Genomic DNA, 15,470 nt, shown 5'->3' with positions numbered 1-15,470 from the left:
CGATCCGACGTCAACGGATTATAATCGACGAGCGATTGGGCCGGCACTCCTTCGCCGGACGGGCCGGCTCACGCGTCCCGCTGCCGGTCTGTTCCCGATCATCTGCTTCCTCGTTCATCCCGCCTGTGATCCTCATCATCTACACCACCCTGTATCGTGAGGGCGGCGACAAGTTTGCGCGGGCCGCCCAGACGCTCGCGGCGGAAAAGGGGCGCGACAACCCGGGCGTGCCGGTGAGCGCCGTCGCCGTGGAGAGCAAGGCGGACGTCGCGGAGCTGTTCCACCGGGCCGCGGCGGGGGAGCGCGTCCGCGAGCTTCACTTTATCGGCCACAGCGGGATGTACGGGCCCATGTTCCGCACCCGCGCCGTACCCGAGCAGTTCAGCCCGCACGAATGGCGCACGCTGCCCAACCCGTTTGCGCCACACGCGTCCGCGTACTTTCACGCGTGCCGCACCGCGCGATGGTTCGCACCGTTCTTTGCCCGCACCTTTGGCGTGCCGGCGCACGGATATCACTGGTACACCAGCGTTTCGCTGCGTCCGGACCGGTTCCGCTGGGAGAGGCTTTCCCGCGATCGTGACGCACCGCTGTACGTGCTGGGCTGCCCGGGCCGCAAATCGCACGGGCTGCTGGGATCGGTGCGCAAATACAGCCGCGGCGTGGCGGAAACCATGAAGCGGTTCGATCCTGAGCCGCCAGACGGCGATCCCACCTACGACTCCGTGGCCCCGCTGTACGACGCCGTGTTCGGCGACATCACCGTCCGCGAAGACGAGTGGCGCTGGCTGCAGTCGCGGATGCCGGCCGAGCCTGCGCGCGTGCTGGACATCGGCTGTGGCAACGGCGCGCTGCTGATGCGGATGGCCCCCGGCATCGCGCATGGAACGGGCGTCGACACCTCCGCGGGGATGATAGACCATGCCCGAAAGCGCGCCGCGGACGTCCCCACGCTGGACTTCGTGCAGGTGCACGGGCCGGCGCTGCCGTTTGCGGATGCGTCGTTCGACGTGGTGGTTTCGCTGCTCTCGTTCCGCTACCTGGACTGGGATCCGGTGATGAACGAGATCCGCCGCGTGCTGCGTCCCGGCGGCCGCGTGCTGATCGTGGACATGGTGACGGCGCCCGTGCGCTGGCGTGAAATGCCGCATCTGCTGGCGAGCAAAGCAAGCGGCTTCCGCTCCCGCCTGCGCCGCCCCGAGTTCGCGCGCAGCCTGCGGCGGATGGTGACGGACCCGCGCTGGCAGACCATGCTGCGCTACAATCCCATCCGCGCCGAGCACGAGATGCGGTGGTACCTGGAGAGCCGCTTTCCGCGGGGCTCCATCCAGACCATCAACGTGGGATGGAACGCCCGCGTCCTGGCCTTCGACAGCGGCCCGGTGCAGCCCGGCGCGGTGCCGCCGCAGAGCTATCCGTGAAGGTCGCCGTCCTGGACTGGGGGATCGGCGGGCTGGCGTTCCTTACCCGTCTGCGGCAGGCTCATCCATCCGTGCCCGCCGTCTACCTGTCCGACGCGGGCACCACGCCGTACGGCCGCCTGCCCCGCCCTGCGCTGGCAGCGCGGGTGGACGCCATGCTCCGGTACGCGGTGGATCACCACGGAGCCGATCACGCCGTGCTCGCCTGCAACGCCGCGAGCACCGTCATCCGTGATCTGCATGCGTCGCGTGACGGCTTGGGAGTGATCGGGGTCATCGAACCCGCTGTCGCCGAACTCGCGCGCATGTCCCCGTCGCGCATCGGCGTGATCGGCGGAGCGCGAACGATCACGAGCAACGCGTATGGCCGACCCCTCCGCGCCGCTGGACACGATGTGATACAACGCGTTGCGCAGCCGCTGTCGGCATGTGTGGAGGCGGGGCGCCTGGACGGGGACGAAGTGCGCGGCGAGGTGGCCCGCATCCTCGCTCCGCTGCGCGGCGTCGAGGTTCTGGTGCTGGCCTGCACGCACTACTCCGTGCTGTCGCCGCTGCTCGCGGAGCTTTGTCCCGGCGCGACGCTCTTCGATCCGGTGGAGAGCACGCTTGCCAGGGTTCAGGCCGAGTGGCGCCTGCCACGAGAATCGGACGTGTCGGCATCCGTGCGCATCCTGACCACGGGAGACGCGGATGCGATGAAGCGCTCCGCGAGGCTGGCCTTTGGACTGGAACTGAAGATGGTGGAGCCGATCCGGGTGTAAGCCGCTAGGGACTCGTCCACCGGATCAGTATCTCCACCTCATGCACCACCGCTGATCCCCAGCGGACTGAGCGCGCATAGCCGGGATCGTCCATCGACGCTGATCGTCATCGACGCTGATCATCCACCGGCAACGGCACCTGTCATAAACCGCCGGCCATCAACAGGAAGAGCCCCGGACCGCAATCGCGATCCGGGGCTCTCGTCCATCAATCCATTCCCGTCAGCGGACGGACTACCAGAGCTTGATGCGCTGGTCGGCCGGCAGCCACATGCGGTCGCCCTGCTTGACGCCGAACGCCTCGTAGAACGCCGGGAAGTTCACCAGCACGCCGTTGGTGCGGTACTGCCCCGGCGAGTGCGGGTCCGTCAGCAGCTGCTGGCGAAGCGCCTGGTCGCGGAACTTGCTGCGCCAGATCTGCGCCCATCCCAGGAAGAAGCGCTGGTCGCCCGTGAAGCCGTTGATGACCGGCGCGGGGCGCCCGTTGAGCGAGTTGTGGTACGCCTTGTAGGCGATGGCCAGCCCCGACAGGTCGCCGATGTTTTCGCCCAGCGTAAGCCGGCCGTTCACGTTGGCGCCCTCGATGGGCGAGTAGCTGCTGTACTGGTTGGCCAGCGCCGTGGCACGCGACTCGAACGCGGTGGCGTCTTCCGGCGTCCACCAGTCGCGAAGGTTGCCCTGCGCGTCGCTCTTCCGGCCCTGGTCGTCGAAGCCGTGGCTGATCTCGTGCCCGATCACGCCGCCGATGCCGCCGTAGTTCACGGCGTCGTCCGCGTTGGGATCAAAGAACGGAGGCCGCAGAATGGCCGCCGGGAACACGATTTCGTTGTTGGTCGGGTTGTAGTACGCGTTCACGGTCTGCGGGGTCATGCCCCACTCGTTGCGGTTCACCGGCTGGCCGATGCGCCCGGTGATGGTGCGCTGGTACTCGAACTCGGACGCGCGGCGCAGGTTGCCCAGCAGGTCCGCGGGGTCGATCTGCAGCGCCGAGTAGTCACGCCACGTGTCGGGATAGCCGATCTTGACGCTGATGCTGCTCAGCTTCTGGTGCGCCTGCGCACGCGTCGCCGGGCTCATCCACTCCAGCTCGTCGATGCCCTGGTTGAACGCGGCCATCAGGTTCTGCACCAGCTCCTGGGCGCGCTGCTTGGCGGCGGGGCTGAAGTTGCGCTCCACGTACATTTCGCCGGCCAGCTCGCCCAGCGTGCCCTCGACGACGTCGATGCCGCGCTGCCAGCGGGGGCGCTCCTGGGTGGTGCCGCTCAGCACCTTGCCGCGGAAGTTGAAGCGCGCGTTGGCGAAGTCGCTGCTCAGGTACGGGGCGGCGTTGTCCACCATGCGCAGCACCAGGTAGTTCTGCACGGTTTCCACCGGAGTCTGCGCCAGCACGCTGTCGATGCGGGCGAAGTAGTCCGGCTGGCGCAGGATGACGGTGTCGACGCTCACGCCCGCGGACCGCAGGAACTCGCTCCAGTTGAAGCCCGGCGCGCGGCGGGAAAGGTCAGCCACGGCGGTGGGGTTGTACTGGGCGTTGGGGTCGCGAAGGCGCGTGCGCTCCCACTGGCGCGTGGCCAGCGCGGTCTCAAACGCGATCACGTTCTGCGCGGCGGCCGCGGCGTTGGGCGTGCCCGCGAGCCCGAGCAGCGTCTGCGCGTAGTTCGTGTATTCGCGGCGGATGCCGGCCGAGCGCTCGCTGGGGTCCAGGTAGTACTCGCGGTCCGGCAGGCCCAGCCCGCTCTGGCTCAGCCCCACCACGTAGCGGCTGGACATCTTCTGGTCCTGGCCCACGCCGAACGAGAACGGAAGGCCCGTTCCGCGGCGGCGCATCTGCGCGAACAGCGCCGGGTACTCGGCGCGCGAGCGCACGGCGCGAATGCGGTCGATGTCGGCGCGCAGCGGCTGAATGCCCAGCCGCTCGATGCGCGCGGTGTCCATGAAGCTCTTGTACAGATCGCCGACCTTCTGCTCGTCGCTGCCGGGGGCGTTCTGCTTGCTCGCGGCTTCTTCCACCAGCGTGCGCAGCGAGGCCTGGGCCTGGTCGCGCAGCAGAATGAAGGTGCCGTAGGTGCTGCGGTCCGCCGGGATCTCGGTCCGCTTGAGCCAGGAGCCGTTCACGAACGAGTAGAAGTCGTCCTGCGGGCGGACGGAGCGGTCAAAGCCGGTCGTGTCGATGCCCAGCCCCATGGCGGGGGCGGGCGCCGCGGCGGAACCGGACACGGCGCCGGGCTGCGACGGCGCGCAGGCGGCGGCAAGGATGCACGCCGCCACGGCCGTGGCACGCGGCGTAATGCGGATCTTTGAGGACATGCGACTCACGGTTGGGTGATGATGATTCGAACGTTCCTTCTACAGACCCGCAACCAGTCCGTTCCGTTGGACTTCGATGGACGGAACGGATTGCGGTGCGCGCGTTTGCGGCTCGATCCGCGGAAACGGTATACCGAGGATCAGAGTTGCTGGCCCGCGCCGGTCTGCACCGCGTTCCCAGTGCCGCGGACGCGGTGATCCGCCGGTCTGCTTTCCATCGCGGAAGCCGGGTCTCGACCTCCGCGGAGCCTCATTCCCTCCGTGCCGTACGCGGTGTGACCGCGACTCGCTCAGTGCACCGCGGTCGCTTCGATCTCCACCTTGGCCTGCTCCTCCAGCAGCCCGGCGACGATCACCACGGCCATGGCGGGAAAGTGCTTGCCGAACAGTTCACGGTACACGCGGCCGAGCGCGCGCGTGTTGTCCAGATACGCCGCGCGGTCGGTGATGTACCACGTCATCCGCGTCACGTGTTCGGGCCCCGCGCCCGCCTCCGCCAGGATAGTGACGATGTTCCGCAGCGCCTGGTCTACCTGGCCGATGAAGTCGTCCGTCTCGAACTCGCACGTGGCGGGGTTCCACCCGATCTGCCCGGCCACAAAGACCGTGCGCCCCTCCGCCTCCATGCCGTTGACGTAGCCCTTGGGCGCGCCCCAGTGCGCCGGCTGAAGCACGCGGCTCATGCGCCCTCCCGCAGGCGAAAGCGCTGCAGCTTGCCCGTCTGCGTGCGCGGAAGCTGGTCCACGAACGTCACCCGGCGCGGATACTTGTACGGCGCGATGTGCGTCTTTACGAATTCCTGCAGCGAACGCGTCATTTCCTCCCCAGGTTCATGCCCGGGCCGCAGCACGACGAACGCGCTGACCACCTGCCCGCGATCGGTGTCCGGCAGCCCCACGACGCCGCATTCCAGCACGGCGGGGTGCTCCAGCAGCACCGTTTCCACCTCCGGCCCGGCGATGTTGTAGCCGGAGCTTACGATCATGTCGTCCGTGCGCGCCTGGTACCAGAAGTAGCCGTCCTCGTCCATCCGGTATGCGTCACCGGTGAGATTCCAGCCGTTCAGCACGTAGCCCGCCTGCCGTTCCGGGTCGGCCAGGTAGCGGCACCCCGTAGGCCCCTGTACCGCCAGCCGCCCGACGGATCCGGGCGGAAGCGGCTCGCCGTTCTCGTCGATGATCCGCGCCCGGTAGCCCGGTACTGCCCGTCCGGTCGATCCCGGCCGGACGTCGTCTTCCGAGCAGCCGATGAAGATGTGCAGCATCTCCGTGCTGCCGATGCCGTCGATGATCTTTACTCCCGTCGCCTGTTCCCACGCCTCAAAGGTCGGCAGCGGCAGCGTTTCGCCCGCAGAGACGCACTTGGCGAGGGATGACAGATCGTATTCGGGAAGGATGTCGAGCATGGCGCGGTAGGCCGTCGGCGCCGTGAATAGGACCGTGGCGCGATGGTCCTGAATGGCCTTGAGAAGGTTGGGGCCGGACGGCTGTTCCACGAGGAGAACGGCGGCGCCGGCGCGGAGCGGAAAGAGCAGCAGCCCGCCCAGTCCGAAGGTGAACGCCAGCGGCGGCGACCCGCAGAAGATGTCGTCCGGTGACGGCTTGAGGACGTGCACGGAAAAGGTGTCCGCGCAGGCCAGCATGTCGCGGTGAAAGTGCATGGTCCCTTTCGCCCGCCCGGTGGTGCCGGAGGTGAAAGCGATCATGGCCACGTCGTCCGCCGCGGTATCCACGGGCGTGAACTCGGGGGAGCGGAGTGCCATCATTGCCTCCAGCCCGTCGTCCCCGCCGCCCCCCCAGGTGACGACGCGCTCCAGAACCGGCGCCTGCCCGCGCGCGCCGTGAAGGTCGTCCGCCAGGCGGTAGTCGGTCAGCGCGAGCCGAACCATCGCCTTTTCGGCCACGTACGCCAGTTCGCGCGTGCGCAGCAGCGGCATGGTGGGAACGACGACGGCGCCGGCCTTTACCACGCCCAGCCAGCACGCCGCCATCATCGGCGAATTGGGCCCGCGCAGCAGCACGCGGTTGCCGGGCACAATCCCCAAGTCGCTCCGCAGCACGCCGGCGATGCGGTTGGACTGCTCCACCAGTTCGCGGTACGTCCAGCTTCCGCCATCCCACAGCATCGCCGTGCGGTCGCCGTGACCGCGTTCCATCCACCGGTCCAGCAGTTCCGCCGCGCAATTCAGCCGTTCCGGGTAGTGCAGGTCGGAGAGGCCGGAGTAATCCATCTCCGGCCACAGATCGAGCGGCGGCAGATGGTCGCGCGCGAACGTGTCAGCGTGGGCGGAGGGCGCCGCGGGAAAGCGTGTTTCCACTGTGGCCATGGCTCGCCGGACCGGAGGGAGGAGAGTGCGGGCATGATCAGGCAACGGCGCAAACGGCGGACCGTGCATGATGGTGATTTGTCGTCTCCGCCGGGCTTGATGCGGAGGCGGGCTGTGCAGTCTCACGCGGAGGTCGCGGGGGCCGCGGAGGTCGCGGGGACTCACCGGCGCGGCTGATTCAGACCATCTCCCCTGTGCTGTTCCCGCGACCTCCGCGCACCTCCGCGGCCCCGCGTGAAATGCGGTTGACGGACTCAGCCTTCGCTCCGGGATGGCGGACGCGCGTCCTTCAGCAGCTGGCCCGCGATCACCAGTTTCTGGATCTCGCTCGTGCCTTCGTAGATGCGGAGCGCGCGGATCTCGCGGTACAGCGATTCCACGGGCGCGCCGGACACCACACCACGCCCGCCGAACAGCTGCACGGCGGTGTCGATGACGCGCTGCGCGGCTTCCGTGGCGTAGAGCTTGGCCATTGCCGCCTCGCGCGTGACGCGGTCCGCGCCGGAATCCCGGGTCCACGCCGCACGATAGACCAGCAGCGCACTCGCGTCCACCTCCAGCGCCATCTGCCCCAGCGCCGACTGCGTCAGCTGAAAGTCGCTCAGCGGCTTGCCGAACGCCTGTCGCGCCGCCGTCCACGCGACCGCTTCGTCCAGTGCACGTCGCGCAAACCCCAGCGCCGCCGCGCCCACCGTGGTGCGGAATACGTCCAGCGTGCCCAGGGCCACGCGCATTCCCGCGCCTGCCTCGCCCACGAGCGCGTCCGCGGGCACGCGGCATTCGCGCAGCTCCAGCGTGCCCAGCGGATGCGGCGCGATCACATCGATGCGCTCCGACACGCGCAGGCCGGGGTTGTCCGCGTCCACCACGAACGCGGCGTATCCGCGCTCGCCTGCCTCCGGAAAGCGGCAGAACACGACGTAGTGGTCGGCGATCCCGGCGTTGCTGATCCACGTCTTGGTGCCGTCGATCACGAACCCCTCGTCCGTCCGGCGCGCGGTGGTGCTCATGGCGGCCACGTCGCTGCCCGCGTCCGGCTCGGAAAGCGCGAATGCGGCGATGGCCTCGCCCGCCGCCACCGCGGGCAGGTATCGCTCGCGCAACGCCCGCGAACCGAAGAGCGTGATGGGTCCGGCGCCCAGCCCCTGCATGGCGAAAGCGAAGTCGGCGAGCCCCCATGCGTGCGCCAGCGTTTCGCGCGTCAGGCACAGGGTGCGCACGTCCAGCCGTTCGCGCGCGCCGCCATGCGGAGCCGTTACCGCGTGCCGCAGCCAGCCGCCCGCGCCGAGCTGGCGAACGAGCCCGCGGCAGGCCTCATCCACGTCCCCGTGCGCGTGCCCGGCGGACGGGATGTGCGCCTCCGTCCACGCCGTCAGCTCCGCCGCGAGCGCCCGGTGCTCGTCATCAAAGAACGGCCAGTTCAGAAACGTGCGATCAGGCATTCGGGTCGGTGCGGAAAGGGCGGCTACACGGCCGTCGGGAGTGGATTGGCCTTCAACCACCCGATGATGAACGTCGTGAGATCTCGGAACGTCAGGTATTCAGCGCGGATTCGGAGTGCGCGGCAGTACGCCGCCATCGCCGGGCGGAAGGCACGGTACCGCTCGATGATCAGATCGCCGCCTGACAAGACGATTCCGGGCACACAGTGCGCCCCCAGAAAATCCCGGATCTGGTGGATGGCGGTCTCCGGGTCTTCCGCATGCGCACGGATGTCCTGCCCCGCGAGGTCGGAGATGTACTTCTGATAGCGGTACCGGTCAACATCCAGCACCAGGGCGGCCTTGCGGCGCTGAACCCCTGATCCGAATGCCTTGGCTCCCAGAAAGATTCCGAGTTCCAGCGGCATGTTGAACCGTGGCAGTTGGAACGCGGGATCAAGTTGCGTCCGCGAGATGTCGTGAATCGCCAGCCGGCTCTGCTGGATGATCTGGTTGATCTTCTCGATTCGGACCTGTGAACTGTCTTCCATCTCCAGCGAACATCGCGGATGGAAGCCGCAGTCGAACGTGGCGAACACAACGGCCTCGAAGAGAGGACGGTATGCGGCGTCGAAAGGGCAGTTGATGAAGACGCTCGTGTCGTAGGTCACGCGGCCTCCTCCTCCGGATCGGGCAGATCGGGCCACGTGCGGAGGCCTTCCTCATTGAGGATGTCGCGGATTGAGCGCCGGGGCATCTCCGAATAGGGAATTCCCGCTTCGTGCGCGATGCGCATCTCCCGGAACATCTCCGTCACCTTGTCCAGGTCGAATCGGGAGCCGGGAAAGGGCTGCATCCGGGCCGTTCGCTTGTCTGTCGCCATGTGCGTCTCCAGTGTGCAGGTTGCGCACTGAATATAGACTGGCCGGACGGTTCGATCAATCCAACACGACACGCCAGCAGCCGGACAAATCCGCCTTTGAAAAGCGGCGTCTTTGCTCAGCTTTCAACATTCCCATGCACCAGGGAAACCGGTTCGCGACAGAGGTGGTCCGAGTCGCTTTCGGACCGCTTCCGATCGGCGTCAGTTGCCTTCGAAAACGGGCTTCTCCTTGGCGGCAAAGGCGCGGAATGCGCGGGCGAAATCCTCGGTCTGCATGCAGATGGCCTGGGCCTGCGCCTCGGCCTCGATCGCCTCGTCCACACCCATCGACCACTCCTGGTGCAGGCAGCGCTTTGTCATGCCGTGCGCAAAGGTGGGCCCGGCGCACAGGGTGCGGGCGAGCTCGTGCGCCTCGTCCAGCAGCGACTCCGGCGCGACCACGCGGTTGTAGAAGCCCCAGCGCTCCGCCTCGTCGCCGCCCATTGCGCGGCCGGTGTAGAGCAGTTCGCTCGCTCGTCCCTGTCCGATAATGCGCGGAAGGATGGCGCAGGCGCCCATGTCGGCGCCGGACAGGCCCACGCGGGTGAACAGGAAGGCGACCTTGCTGCGCGCTGTTCCAAGTCGCAGGTCGCTGGCCATGGCCAGGATGGCGCCGGCGCCCACGCACACGCCGTCGATGGCGGCAATGACCGGCTGCGGGCATCCGCGAATGGCCTTTACCAGGTCGCCGGTCATCCGCGTAAAGTCCAGCAGTTCGCCCATGCGCCCCTGCTCCTTCATCTGCACAAGGGGGCCGATGATCTCGTGCACGTCACCGCCGGAGCAGAAGTTTTCGCCCGCGCCGGTCAGCACGATCACCTTGACGTCCGTGGCGAAGCTGAGCGCGCGAAAGGTGTCGCGCATCTCCGCGTACGACTCGAACGTGAGCGGATTCTTCCGCTCCGGGCGGCTGAGCGTGAGCGTGGCCACGGGGCCGTCCACCCGCCATCCGAAGGTGGTGGGGCGGAAGTCGGCGGCGAGCAGTCGTGTGGTCACAAGGAGTGCGTGAGTGCTGGGTGCGTGGAGTGCGTGAGTGCGAAAGAACGGGAAAGGCGCGGGTCTCACGATGTGGCGCGGCGGCGGGCTTCTGCGCGGCCGCGCCAGGCTCCGGCCACGCGCTTCGCGACATCAAAGAAACCGTTCGATGTAGCCGCGGTCCCGGTTGAACAGCGGGATTTCATCATCCACCGTCCAGCGGGAGGAGCCTGTCGATTCACCCTCGCCGGGTCCAGTCCGCTCCGGCGGCAGACTGGTTCCGGGCACGATGCACCGACCACGCTTGAACGCCGTGGGAACGTCGTTGAAGTTGATGCCCAGCCGGGTATAAATCAGCTCCTGCAATTGGGATGTGCTCATCCCGTGTATCAGGCGGTCCGTCGTACCGCGGCCCAGCAGGCGTCCGATTTCCCAGTAGGCGAATCCCTGAACCGCGTTCTTGAAGGCATCCAGCTGCCGCCACAGGAACACGTTGTTGACCTCGGCCGGAGGCACGACGAACACCCGGCAGTCAAAGATCGCCTCGGCATCGATTCCGAGATCCCGCAGACGCCGGCTGAAGGCCACCGACGCCCTGCCGGCGGTGAGCGAAGCCAGCTTCTGCGTCCGGTTGCCGAGAAATGGTTCGGTGGCCGGCGTCTGGTCGTTGCGGAGCAGGATGGTGATCTCATCCGATTGCACGTACGCCAGCTGCGCACCCGAGCAGTACTCCAGAACCCGGATTGCCGCGGCGTTCATCGCGTCCTCGAACCGCATGTCGCGCGGCTTCTGGAACTCGTGGCGGGCCGTGAATTTGGAGAACGAGTTTCCGTCCAGCCGCAGAAACACGGGAAGCCGGGGCAGCAGCACGTTTTCGCTCAGCGCCTCGTACCGCTTGAGGCGGTCACCCATGGAATCCATCGAACGTTTCCGATCCTGCGCCTGGAGTGAGGGCCCCGTCGTGGCGCACGGTCCGTGTTGGGGATCAGCCTTCCGGCAGCGCGTAGCGCGTGACGCTTCCGTCCTCCGCGACTTCCAGAACGGTGTTGATCATGTCCAGGGGCGGATCGGAGTCCCGGATGGTCAGCAGGGCGAGCGTGAACAGTTCAACCTGCCGGTCGCGGCGCACAGTGGGCAGGATGACCACGATTCCGGGATGCAGCGCCGCCCGCACCAGCATCGGCCGGAAATCCTTCCAGTTGTTCGTGACGAGGGTCAGGTTCTCATCCAGCATCCGCCGCAGAACCTGCGGATCCGCGGCCGACGCCCATCCACGATGCGCAACGTGGAACGCCATGTACCCGAACGCGTTCGCCGTCTGCGCGAGGTGGCGAAAGGTTTTCGTCGATGAGAAACGAGACCACCGAGTGCCAACCTTTCGCCGGTTCGGGTTACGCGGAGTCGTCCGACCCCCGCGTCGATCGTGCGGGGGCGCCGTCCTTCCACGGAGCGCGCCGGGGGCGGCCGCGGCGGGGGTACATCCGGGCGTAGAGCAGGGCGGCCTCCAGCGACTCGGGCGTGAGTGAGGGAAACTCTTCCAGCAGTTCCGACGGGCCGGCGCCCTGCTCCTTCAGATCCGCCACCACGTGCACCGAAATGCGCGTTCCCCGCACCACGGGCTCGCCCGCAAGGACATCAGGGTCGCTGACCACCCATGCGCGGGCCCGTTCCATGGCCGCGAGCCGCGCCTGAACTGTGCGTGACTCCGGGCCCACGTCCACGTTCAACGGCCCGAGGTTTACGACCTCATTCTCGAGGCTGCCGCCGAACAGCTGCTCCAGTTCTTCGCGCAGCTTGCGCTTCCCTTCCGGGGAGAGCAGCCGGCCCGCACCGCTGCGCAGCCGCAGATACACCAGGTCGCGATACCCCAGCATGCGTTCGCGTTCGCCCCCGCCCCGGAGCGAGCGGACCTCCGCGCGATCGATCGCCTGCTGAATCGTCTTCTCCGGCAGATCCGTCACGTAGGACGCTTCCCGCGGAGTAAATCCCTCGCCAGCCCGCGGTTCTTGAACTCCGCCCATAATTCCTCCTCGTGATGAGGATTAATTTAGGGGAGGGACGGCCGGCTGGTCAACGGCGGCATCTACATCACCTCGCCGCCGGCGACGCCGATGCACTGACCGGTGACGGCGGCGGCGCCGGGGGCGCAAAGCCAGGCGACGGCGCTCGCCACCTCCTCGGGACGGATCAGGCGGTCGATGGGCATGACGCGGGTGATGGCGCGTAGCGCGTCGTCTTCCGTGCGGCCCGCGCGGACGAGGTTGTCGATCGCCGAGCGCGCCATGTCGGTATCCGTGTAGCCGGGGCAGACGGCGTTGACGGTGATGCCCTGCCTGGCCGTCTCCATCGCCAGCGCGCGCGTGAGGCCCACCACGCCGTGCTTGGCCGCGCAGTACGCCGCGGTGTGGCTGTATCCCTTCTGGCCGGCCGTCGAGGCGATGTTGATGATGCGCCCCCACTTGGCCGCCTGCATGGCGGGGACGACCTGCTGGGTGCAGTGGAACGTCCCCGTCAGGTTGACGGCCAGCATGCGGTCCCACACCTCGCGCGTGGTGTCGCCGAACGCGACGCCGGCGGACTGGCCCGCGTTGTTGACCAGGATGTGCACCTCGCCCAGCGCCGCGCGGATGTCGGAAAACGCGTGCTGCACGGCGACCTCGTCCGTCACGTCGCAGACGGCGGCATGCGTGCGGACGCCGTGCGCTTCCGCGATGGATGCGGCGCGGCCCCGCAGTTCATCCGCGTCGCGGCCCAGGACGGCGACGCCGGCGCCGAGTTCGGCGAGCGCCTCCGCGATGGCCGCGCCGATCCCGCGCCCGCCGCCGGTGACCACGGCCAGATTTCCGGCGAGATGGCGTCCGTCGCTCATCAGATCCCGCCTCCGCTGAGCATTTCCTGCTGGCGCTGCAGCGTGCGCTCGAGCTGGCTCTTGCCGCTGGCGTACTGAATCGGCCACGGCTGGTCCCTGTATCCCATCTGGGCGGCGGCGTGCAGGGTCCAGAACGGGTCGGCCAGGTGCGGCCGGCCGAGCGCGACCAGATCCGCGCGTCCCGCCGCGACAATCCCGTTCACCTGGTCCGCCTCGGTGATGTTGCCCACGGCGATGGTGGGCACGCCGGCTTCGTTGCGGATGCGGTCGCTGTAGGGCGTCTGGAACATGCGCCCGTACACGGGTTTGCCGCGCGGCGTCGTTTGCCCCGTCGACACATGGACGATGTCCGCGCCGGCCTGGCCGAACGAGCGGGCGATGGCCACCGCTTCGTCCGCCGTCAGCCCGTCATCCACCCAGTCCGTGGCGGAGATGCGGATGGAGATGGGCTTCTCGTCCGGCCACGCGGCGCGCACGGCGTGATAGACCTCCAGCGGGAAGCGGAGGCGGTTCTCCAGCGATCCGCCGTATTCGTCCGTGCGCCGGTTGCTCAGCGGTGTCAGAAAACTGCTGAGCAGGTAGCCATGCGCGCAGTGCACTTCCACCATGTCGAACCCCGCCTCTTCCGCCATCCGCGTGGCGCGGACGAACTCGTCGCGAACGCGGTCCATGTCGGCGCGCGACATCTCGCGGGGGACCTGGTTGCGTTCGCCGTACGGCTGCGCGGACGGGCCCATCACCGGCCAGCCGCCCTCCGCCAGCGGCTCGTCCATCCCCTCCCACATCACGCGCGTGGCGCCTTTGGGTCCGCTGTGGCCCAGCTGCACGCAGATGCGCGACGTGCTGCGCGCGTGGATGAAGTCCGTCACGCGGCGCCACGCGTCCACGTGCTCGGGTGCGTACATCCCCGTGCAGCCGAGCGTGATGCGCGCCTCGGGAGAGACGCACGTCATCTCCGTCATCACCAGCCCCGCGCCGCCCAGCGCGCGCGAACCCAGGTGCACGAGATGGAAGTCGTTGGGAAGGCCGTCTTCGGCGGAATACATGTCCATCGGCGAGACGACCACGCGGTTCTGCAGCCGCATGCCGCGCAGGCGGAACGGCGTGAACATGGGCGGCGGGAACCGCTCCGGATCGCACTCCGCCTCCGCGCGCGAGGCAAACCAGCGCTCCACGCCGGACAGATAGTTCGCGTCACGCAGGCGGAGGTTCTCGTGGCTCACGCGCTGGCTGCGGGTGAGCAGGGAATACGCGAACTGTGGCGGATCGAGGTGGATGTAGCGCCGGACGTTCTCGAACCATTCCATGCTGTTGCGCGCCGCGTTCTGCAGCCGCAGCGCGTCCGTCCGCCGCTCTTCCTGGTACTCGCGCAGCGCGTCGGGGAGCGCAGTTTCCTCTCGGTTCAGGACACGGGCGAGCAGGATGGCGTCTTCCATCGCCAGCTTGGTTCCCGAGCCGATGGAGAAGTGCGCCGTGTGCGCCGCGTCGCCCATCAGAACGACGGGCGCGGCGGCGCCATCCATCGTGAACCACTGCTCGTTGCTCACGCGGGTGAAGCGGATCCACGGAGAACGCATGTGGGGCGCGTTGCTTTCCAGCGCGTGGCCGTCCAGCCAGGGCGCGAACATGGCCTCGCACGCGGCCACGGTCTGCGCCTCGTCCATCGCGTCAAATCCCGCATTCCGCCACGAACGTTCATCGCACTCCACGATGAAGGCGGAACGGTCCGCGGAGTAGCGGTAGGCGTGCGCCTGAAAGACGCCGTGCTCCGTTTCGGCGAACAGAAAGGTGAAGGCGTCGAACAGCTTGGTGGTTCCCAGCCAGCAGTACGGCGCGGTGCGCACGTCCAGGTCGGGCGCGAAACGGTCGGCGTAGCGCGCGCGGACGCGGCTGTTCACGCCGTCCGCGGCCACGACCAGGTCCATTCCTTCCACGCCACAGGCGGCCAGCGCGGCATCGTCCGGAACGTCCTGGCGAAAGCGGAGGTCGGCCCCCAGTTCCGCCGCGCGGTCGCGAAGGACGCGCAGCAGCGTCTTGCGGGCGATGCCGCTGAAGCCGTGGCCGCCGGAGGTGATGGTGGCGCCGCGAACGTGGATGTCGATGTCGTCCCAGTGCGCGAACTCGTCGGCGATGCGCGCGGCGGATTCGGGGTCGGCGTCGCGCAGGTAGCCGAGCGTCTGGTCGCTGAACACGACGCCCCAGCCGAACGTGTCGTCGGGCGCGTTGCGCTCCAGGACGACGACTTCGTGGGCGGGGTCGGCCCGCTTCATCAGCAGCGCGAAGTACAGTCCGGCGGGTCCGCCGCCGATTACCGCCACCTTCACGGGTGTTCTCCGGGATCTGGGATGGGTCTGGTGCCGCGGGCGTGGGCGGGCAGTGTAGGGGAGCGCGGGGCCGGGCGAAAGTGCGGGGAGCGCCGGGTGGAGGGGATGGGGATGACGAACGGCTGTTGGGTGCTCTGGATGGTT

Annotated in this window: 13 protein-coding genes and 1 pseudogene; 2 read left to right on the top strand and 12 right to left on the bottom strand. The window is 68.1% G+C overall.

The features are described from left to right. Positions 1-125 precede the first annotated feature (125 nt). Positions 126-1,421, top strand: coding sequence for a methyltransferase domain-containing protein (locus tag HNQ61_RS29735; protein WP_170033055.1), 1,296 nt, complete (start codon positions 126-128; stop codon positions 1,419-1,421). Then, entirely contained in the window at positions 1,418-2,182 is a 765-nt protein-coding gene (locus HNQ61_RS24455; protein WP_170033053.1) for an aspartate/glutamate racemase family protein, read from the top strand. The genes HNQ61_RS29735 and HNQ61_RS24455 overlap by 4 nt, the downstream gene beginning before the upstream one ends. 234 nt (positions 2,183-2,416) lie before the next feature. On the opposite strand, the gene HNQ61_RS24450 is transcribed toward HNQ61_RS24455, so the two are convergent. The 12 genes and pseudogenes from HNQ61_RS24450 to HNQ61_RS24395 all read right to left on the bottom strand — a co-directional run bounded on the left by HNQ61_RS24450 (position 2,417) and on the right by HNQ61_RS24395 (position 15,326). Next, the gene (locus tag HNQ61_RS24450) at positions 2,417-4,489 is read right to left on the bottom strand and encodes a M13 family metallopeptidase (protein WP_170033051.1); all 2,073 of its coding nucleotides are present in this window, start codon (positions 4,487-4,489) and stop codon (positions 2,417-2,419) included. 290 nt (positions 4,490-4,779) lie between these two features. Further along, the gene (locus HNQ61_RS24445) at positions 4,780-5,172 is read right to left on the bottom strand and encodes a RidA family protein (protein ID WP_170033049.1); all 393 of its coding nucleotides are present in this window, start codon (positions 5,170-5,172) and stop codon (positions 4,780-4,782) included. Further along, positions 5,169-6,815, bottom strand: coding sequence for a benzoate-CoA ligase family protein (locus HNQ61_RS24440; RefSeq protein WP_183685832.1), 1,647 nt, complete (start codon positions 6,813-6,815; stop codon positions 5,169-5,171). The genes HNQ61_RS24445 and HNQ61_RS24440 overlap by 4 nt, the downstream gene beginning before the upstream one ends. 254 nt (positions 6,816-7,069) lie before the next feature. Continuing rightward, positions 7,070-8,257, bottom strand: a complete 1,188-nt coding sequence (locus tag HNQ61_RS24435) for an acyl-CoA dehydrogenase family protein (RefSeq protein ID WP_170033046.1) — start codon at positions 8,255-8,257, stop codon at positions 7,070-7,072. A 23-nt stretch (positions 8,258-8,280) separates the two neighbouring features. Beyond that, the gene (locus tag HNQ61_RS24430; protein WP_170033044.1) at positions 8,281-8,907 is read right to left on the bottom strand and encodes a hypothetical protein; all 627 of its coding nucleotides are present in this window, start codon (positions 8,905-8,907) and stop codon (positions 8,281-8,283) included. Beyond that, positions 8,904-9,119 carry a hypothetical protein gene (locus tag HNQ61_RS24425; protein ID WP_170033042.1) on the bottom strand — a complete coding sequence of 72 codons (216 nt, stop codon included), beginning with the start codon at positions 9,117-9,119 and terminating at the stop codon, positions 8,904-8,906. The genes HNQ61_RS24430 and HNQ61_RS24425 overlap by 4 nt, the downstream gene beginning before the upstream one ends. Positions 9,120-9,320: 201 nt before the next feature. Continuing rightward, positions 9,321-10,154 carry an enoyl-CoA hydratase family protein gene (locus HNQ61_RS24420; protein ID WP_170033040.1) on the bottom strand — a complete coding sequence of 278 codons (834 nt, stop codon included), beginning with the start codon at positions 10,152-10,154 and terminating at the stop codon, positions 9,321-9,323. A gap of 132 nt (positions 10,155-10,286) precedes the next feature. Then, positions 10,287-11,054 (bottom strand): tRNA(His) guanylyltransferase Thg1 family protein, encoded by a 768-nt coding sequence (locus HNQ61_RS24415; RefSeq protein ID WP_170033038.1) that lies wholly within the window; start codon positions 11,052-11,054, stop codon positions 10,287-10,289. A 64-nt stretch (positions 11,055-11,118) separates the two neighbouring features. Continuing rightward, positions 11,119-11,448: pseudogene (locus HNQ61_RS24410) on the bottom strand (DUF5615 family PIN-like protein); the annotation flags it as partial. A 76-nt stretch (positions 11,449-11,524) separates the two neighbouring features. Beyond that, entirely contained in the window at positions 11,525-12,094 is a 570-nt protein-coding gene (locus tag HNQ61_RS24405) for a DUF433 domain-containing protein (protein WP_170033034.1), read from the bottom strand. A 122-nt stretch (positions 12,095-12,216) separates the two neighbouring features. After that, positions 12,217-13,002, bottom strand: coding sequence for an SDR family NAD(P)-dependent oxidoreductase (locus tag HNQ61_RS24400; protein ID WP_170033032.1), 786 nt, complete (start codon positions 13,000-13,002; stop codon positions 12,217-12,219). Next, positions 13,002-15,326: a bifunctional salicylyl-CoA 5-hydroxylase/oxidoreductase gene (locus HNQ61_RS24395; RefSeq protein WP_170033030.1), complete on the bottom strand. Its 2,325-nt coding sequence runs from the start codon at positions 15,324-15,326 to the stop codon at positions 13,002-13,004. Before HNQ61_RS24395 ends, HNQ61_RS24400 begins: the two co-directional genes overlap by 1 nt. Between the last annotated feature and the right edge of the window lie 144 nt (positions 15,327-15,470).

The organism is Longimicrobium terrae, from assembly GCF_014202995.1.
In the GTDB taxonomy this organism is placed as follows: domain Bacteria; phylum Gemmatimonadota; class Gemmatimonadetes; order Longimicrobiales; family Longimicrobiaceae; genus Longimicrobium; species Longimicrobium terrae.
This window is presented reverse-complemented; position numbering and strand designations above follow the sequence as displayed.

Excerpts from the sequence above, each read along its gene's own strand:
- HNQ61_RS24450 (WP_170033051.1), bottom strand. The coding sequence starts at position 4,489 with ATGTCCTCAAAGATCCGCATTACGCCGCGTGCCACGGCCGTGGCGGCG.
- HNQ61_RS24445 (WP_170033049.1), bottom strand. The coding sequence starts at position 5,172 with ATGAGCCGCGTGCTTCAGCCGGCGCACTGGGGCGCGCCCAAGGGCTAC.
- HNQ61_RS24440 (WP_183685832.1), bottom strand. The coding sequence starts at position 6,815 with ATGGCCACAGTGGAAACACGCTTTCCCGCGGCGCCCTCCGCCCACGCT.
- HNQ61_RS24435 (WP_170033046.1), bottom strand. The coding sequence starts at position 8,257 with ATGCCTGATCGCACGTTTCTGAACTGGCCGTTCTTTGATGACGAGCAC.
- HNQ61_RS24425 (WP_170033042.1), bottom strand. The coding sequence starts at position 9,119 with ATGGCGACAGACAAGCGAACGGCCCGGATGCAGCCCTTTCCCGGCTCC.
- HNQ61_RS24415 (WP_170033038.1), bottom strand. The coding sequence starts at position 11,054 with ATGGATTCCATGGGTGACCGCCTCAAGCGGTACGAGGCGCTGAGCGAA.
- HNQ61_RS24400 (WP_170033032.1), bottom strand. The coding sequence starts at position 13,002 with ATGAGCGACGGACGCCATCTCGCCGGAAATCTGGCCGTGGTCACCGGC.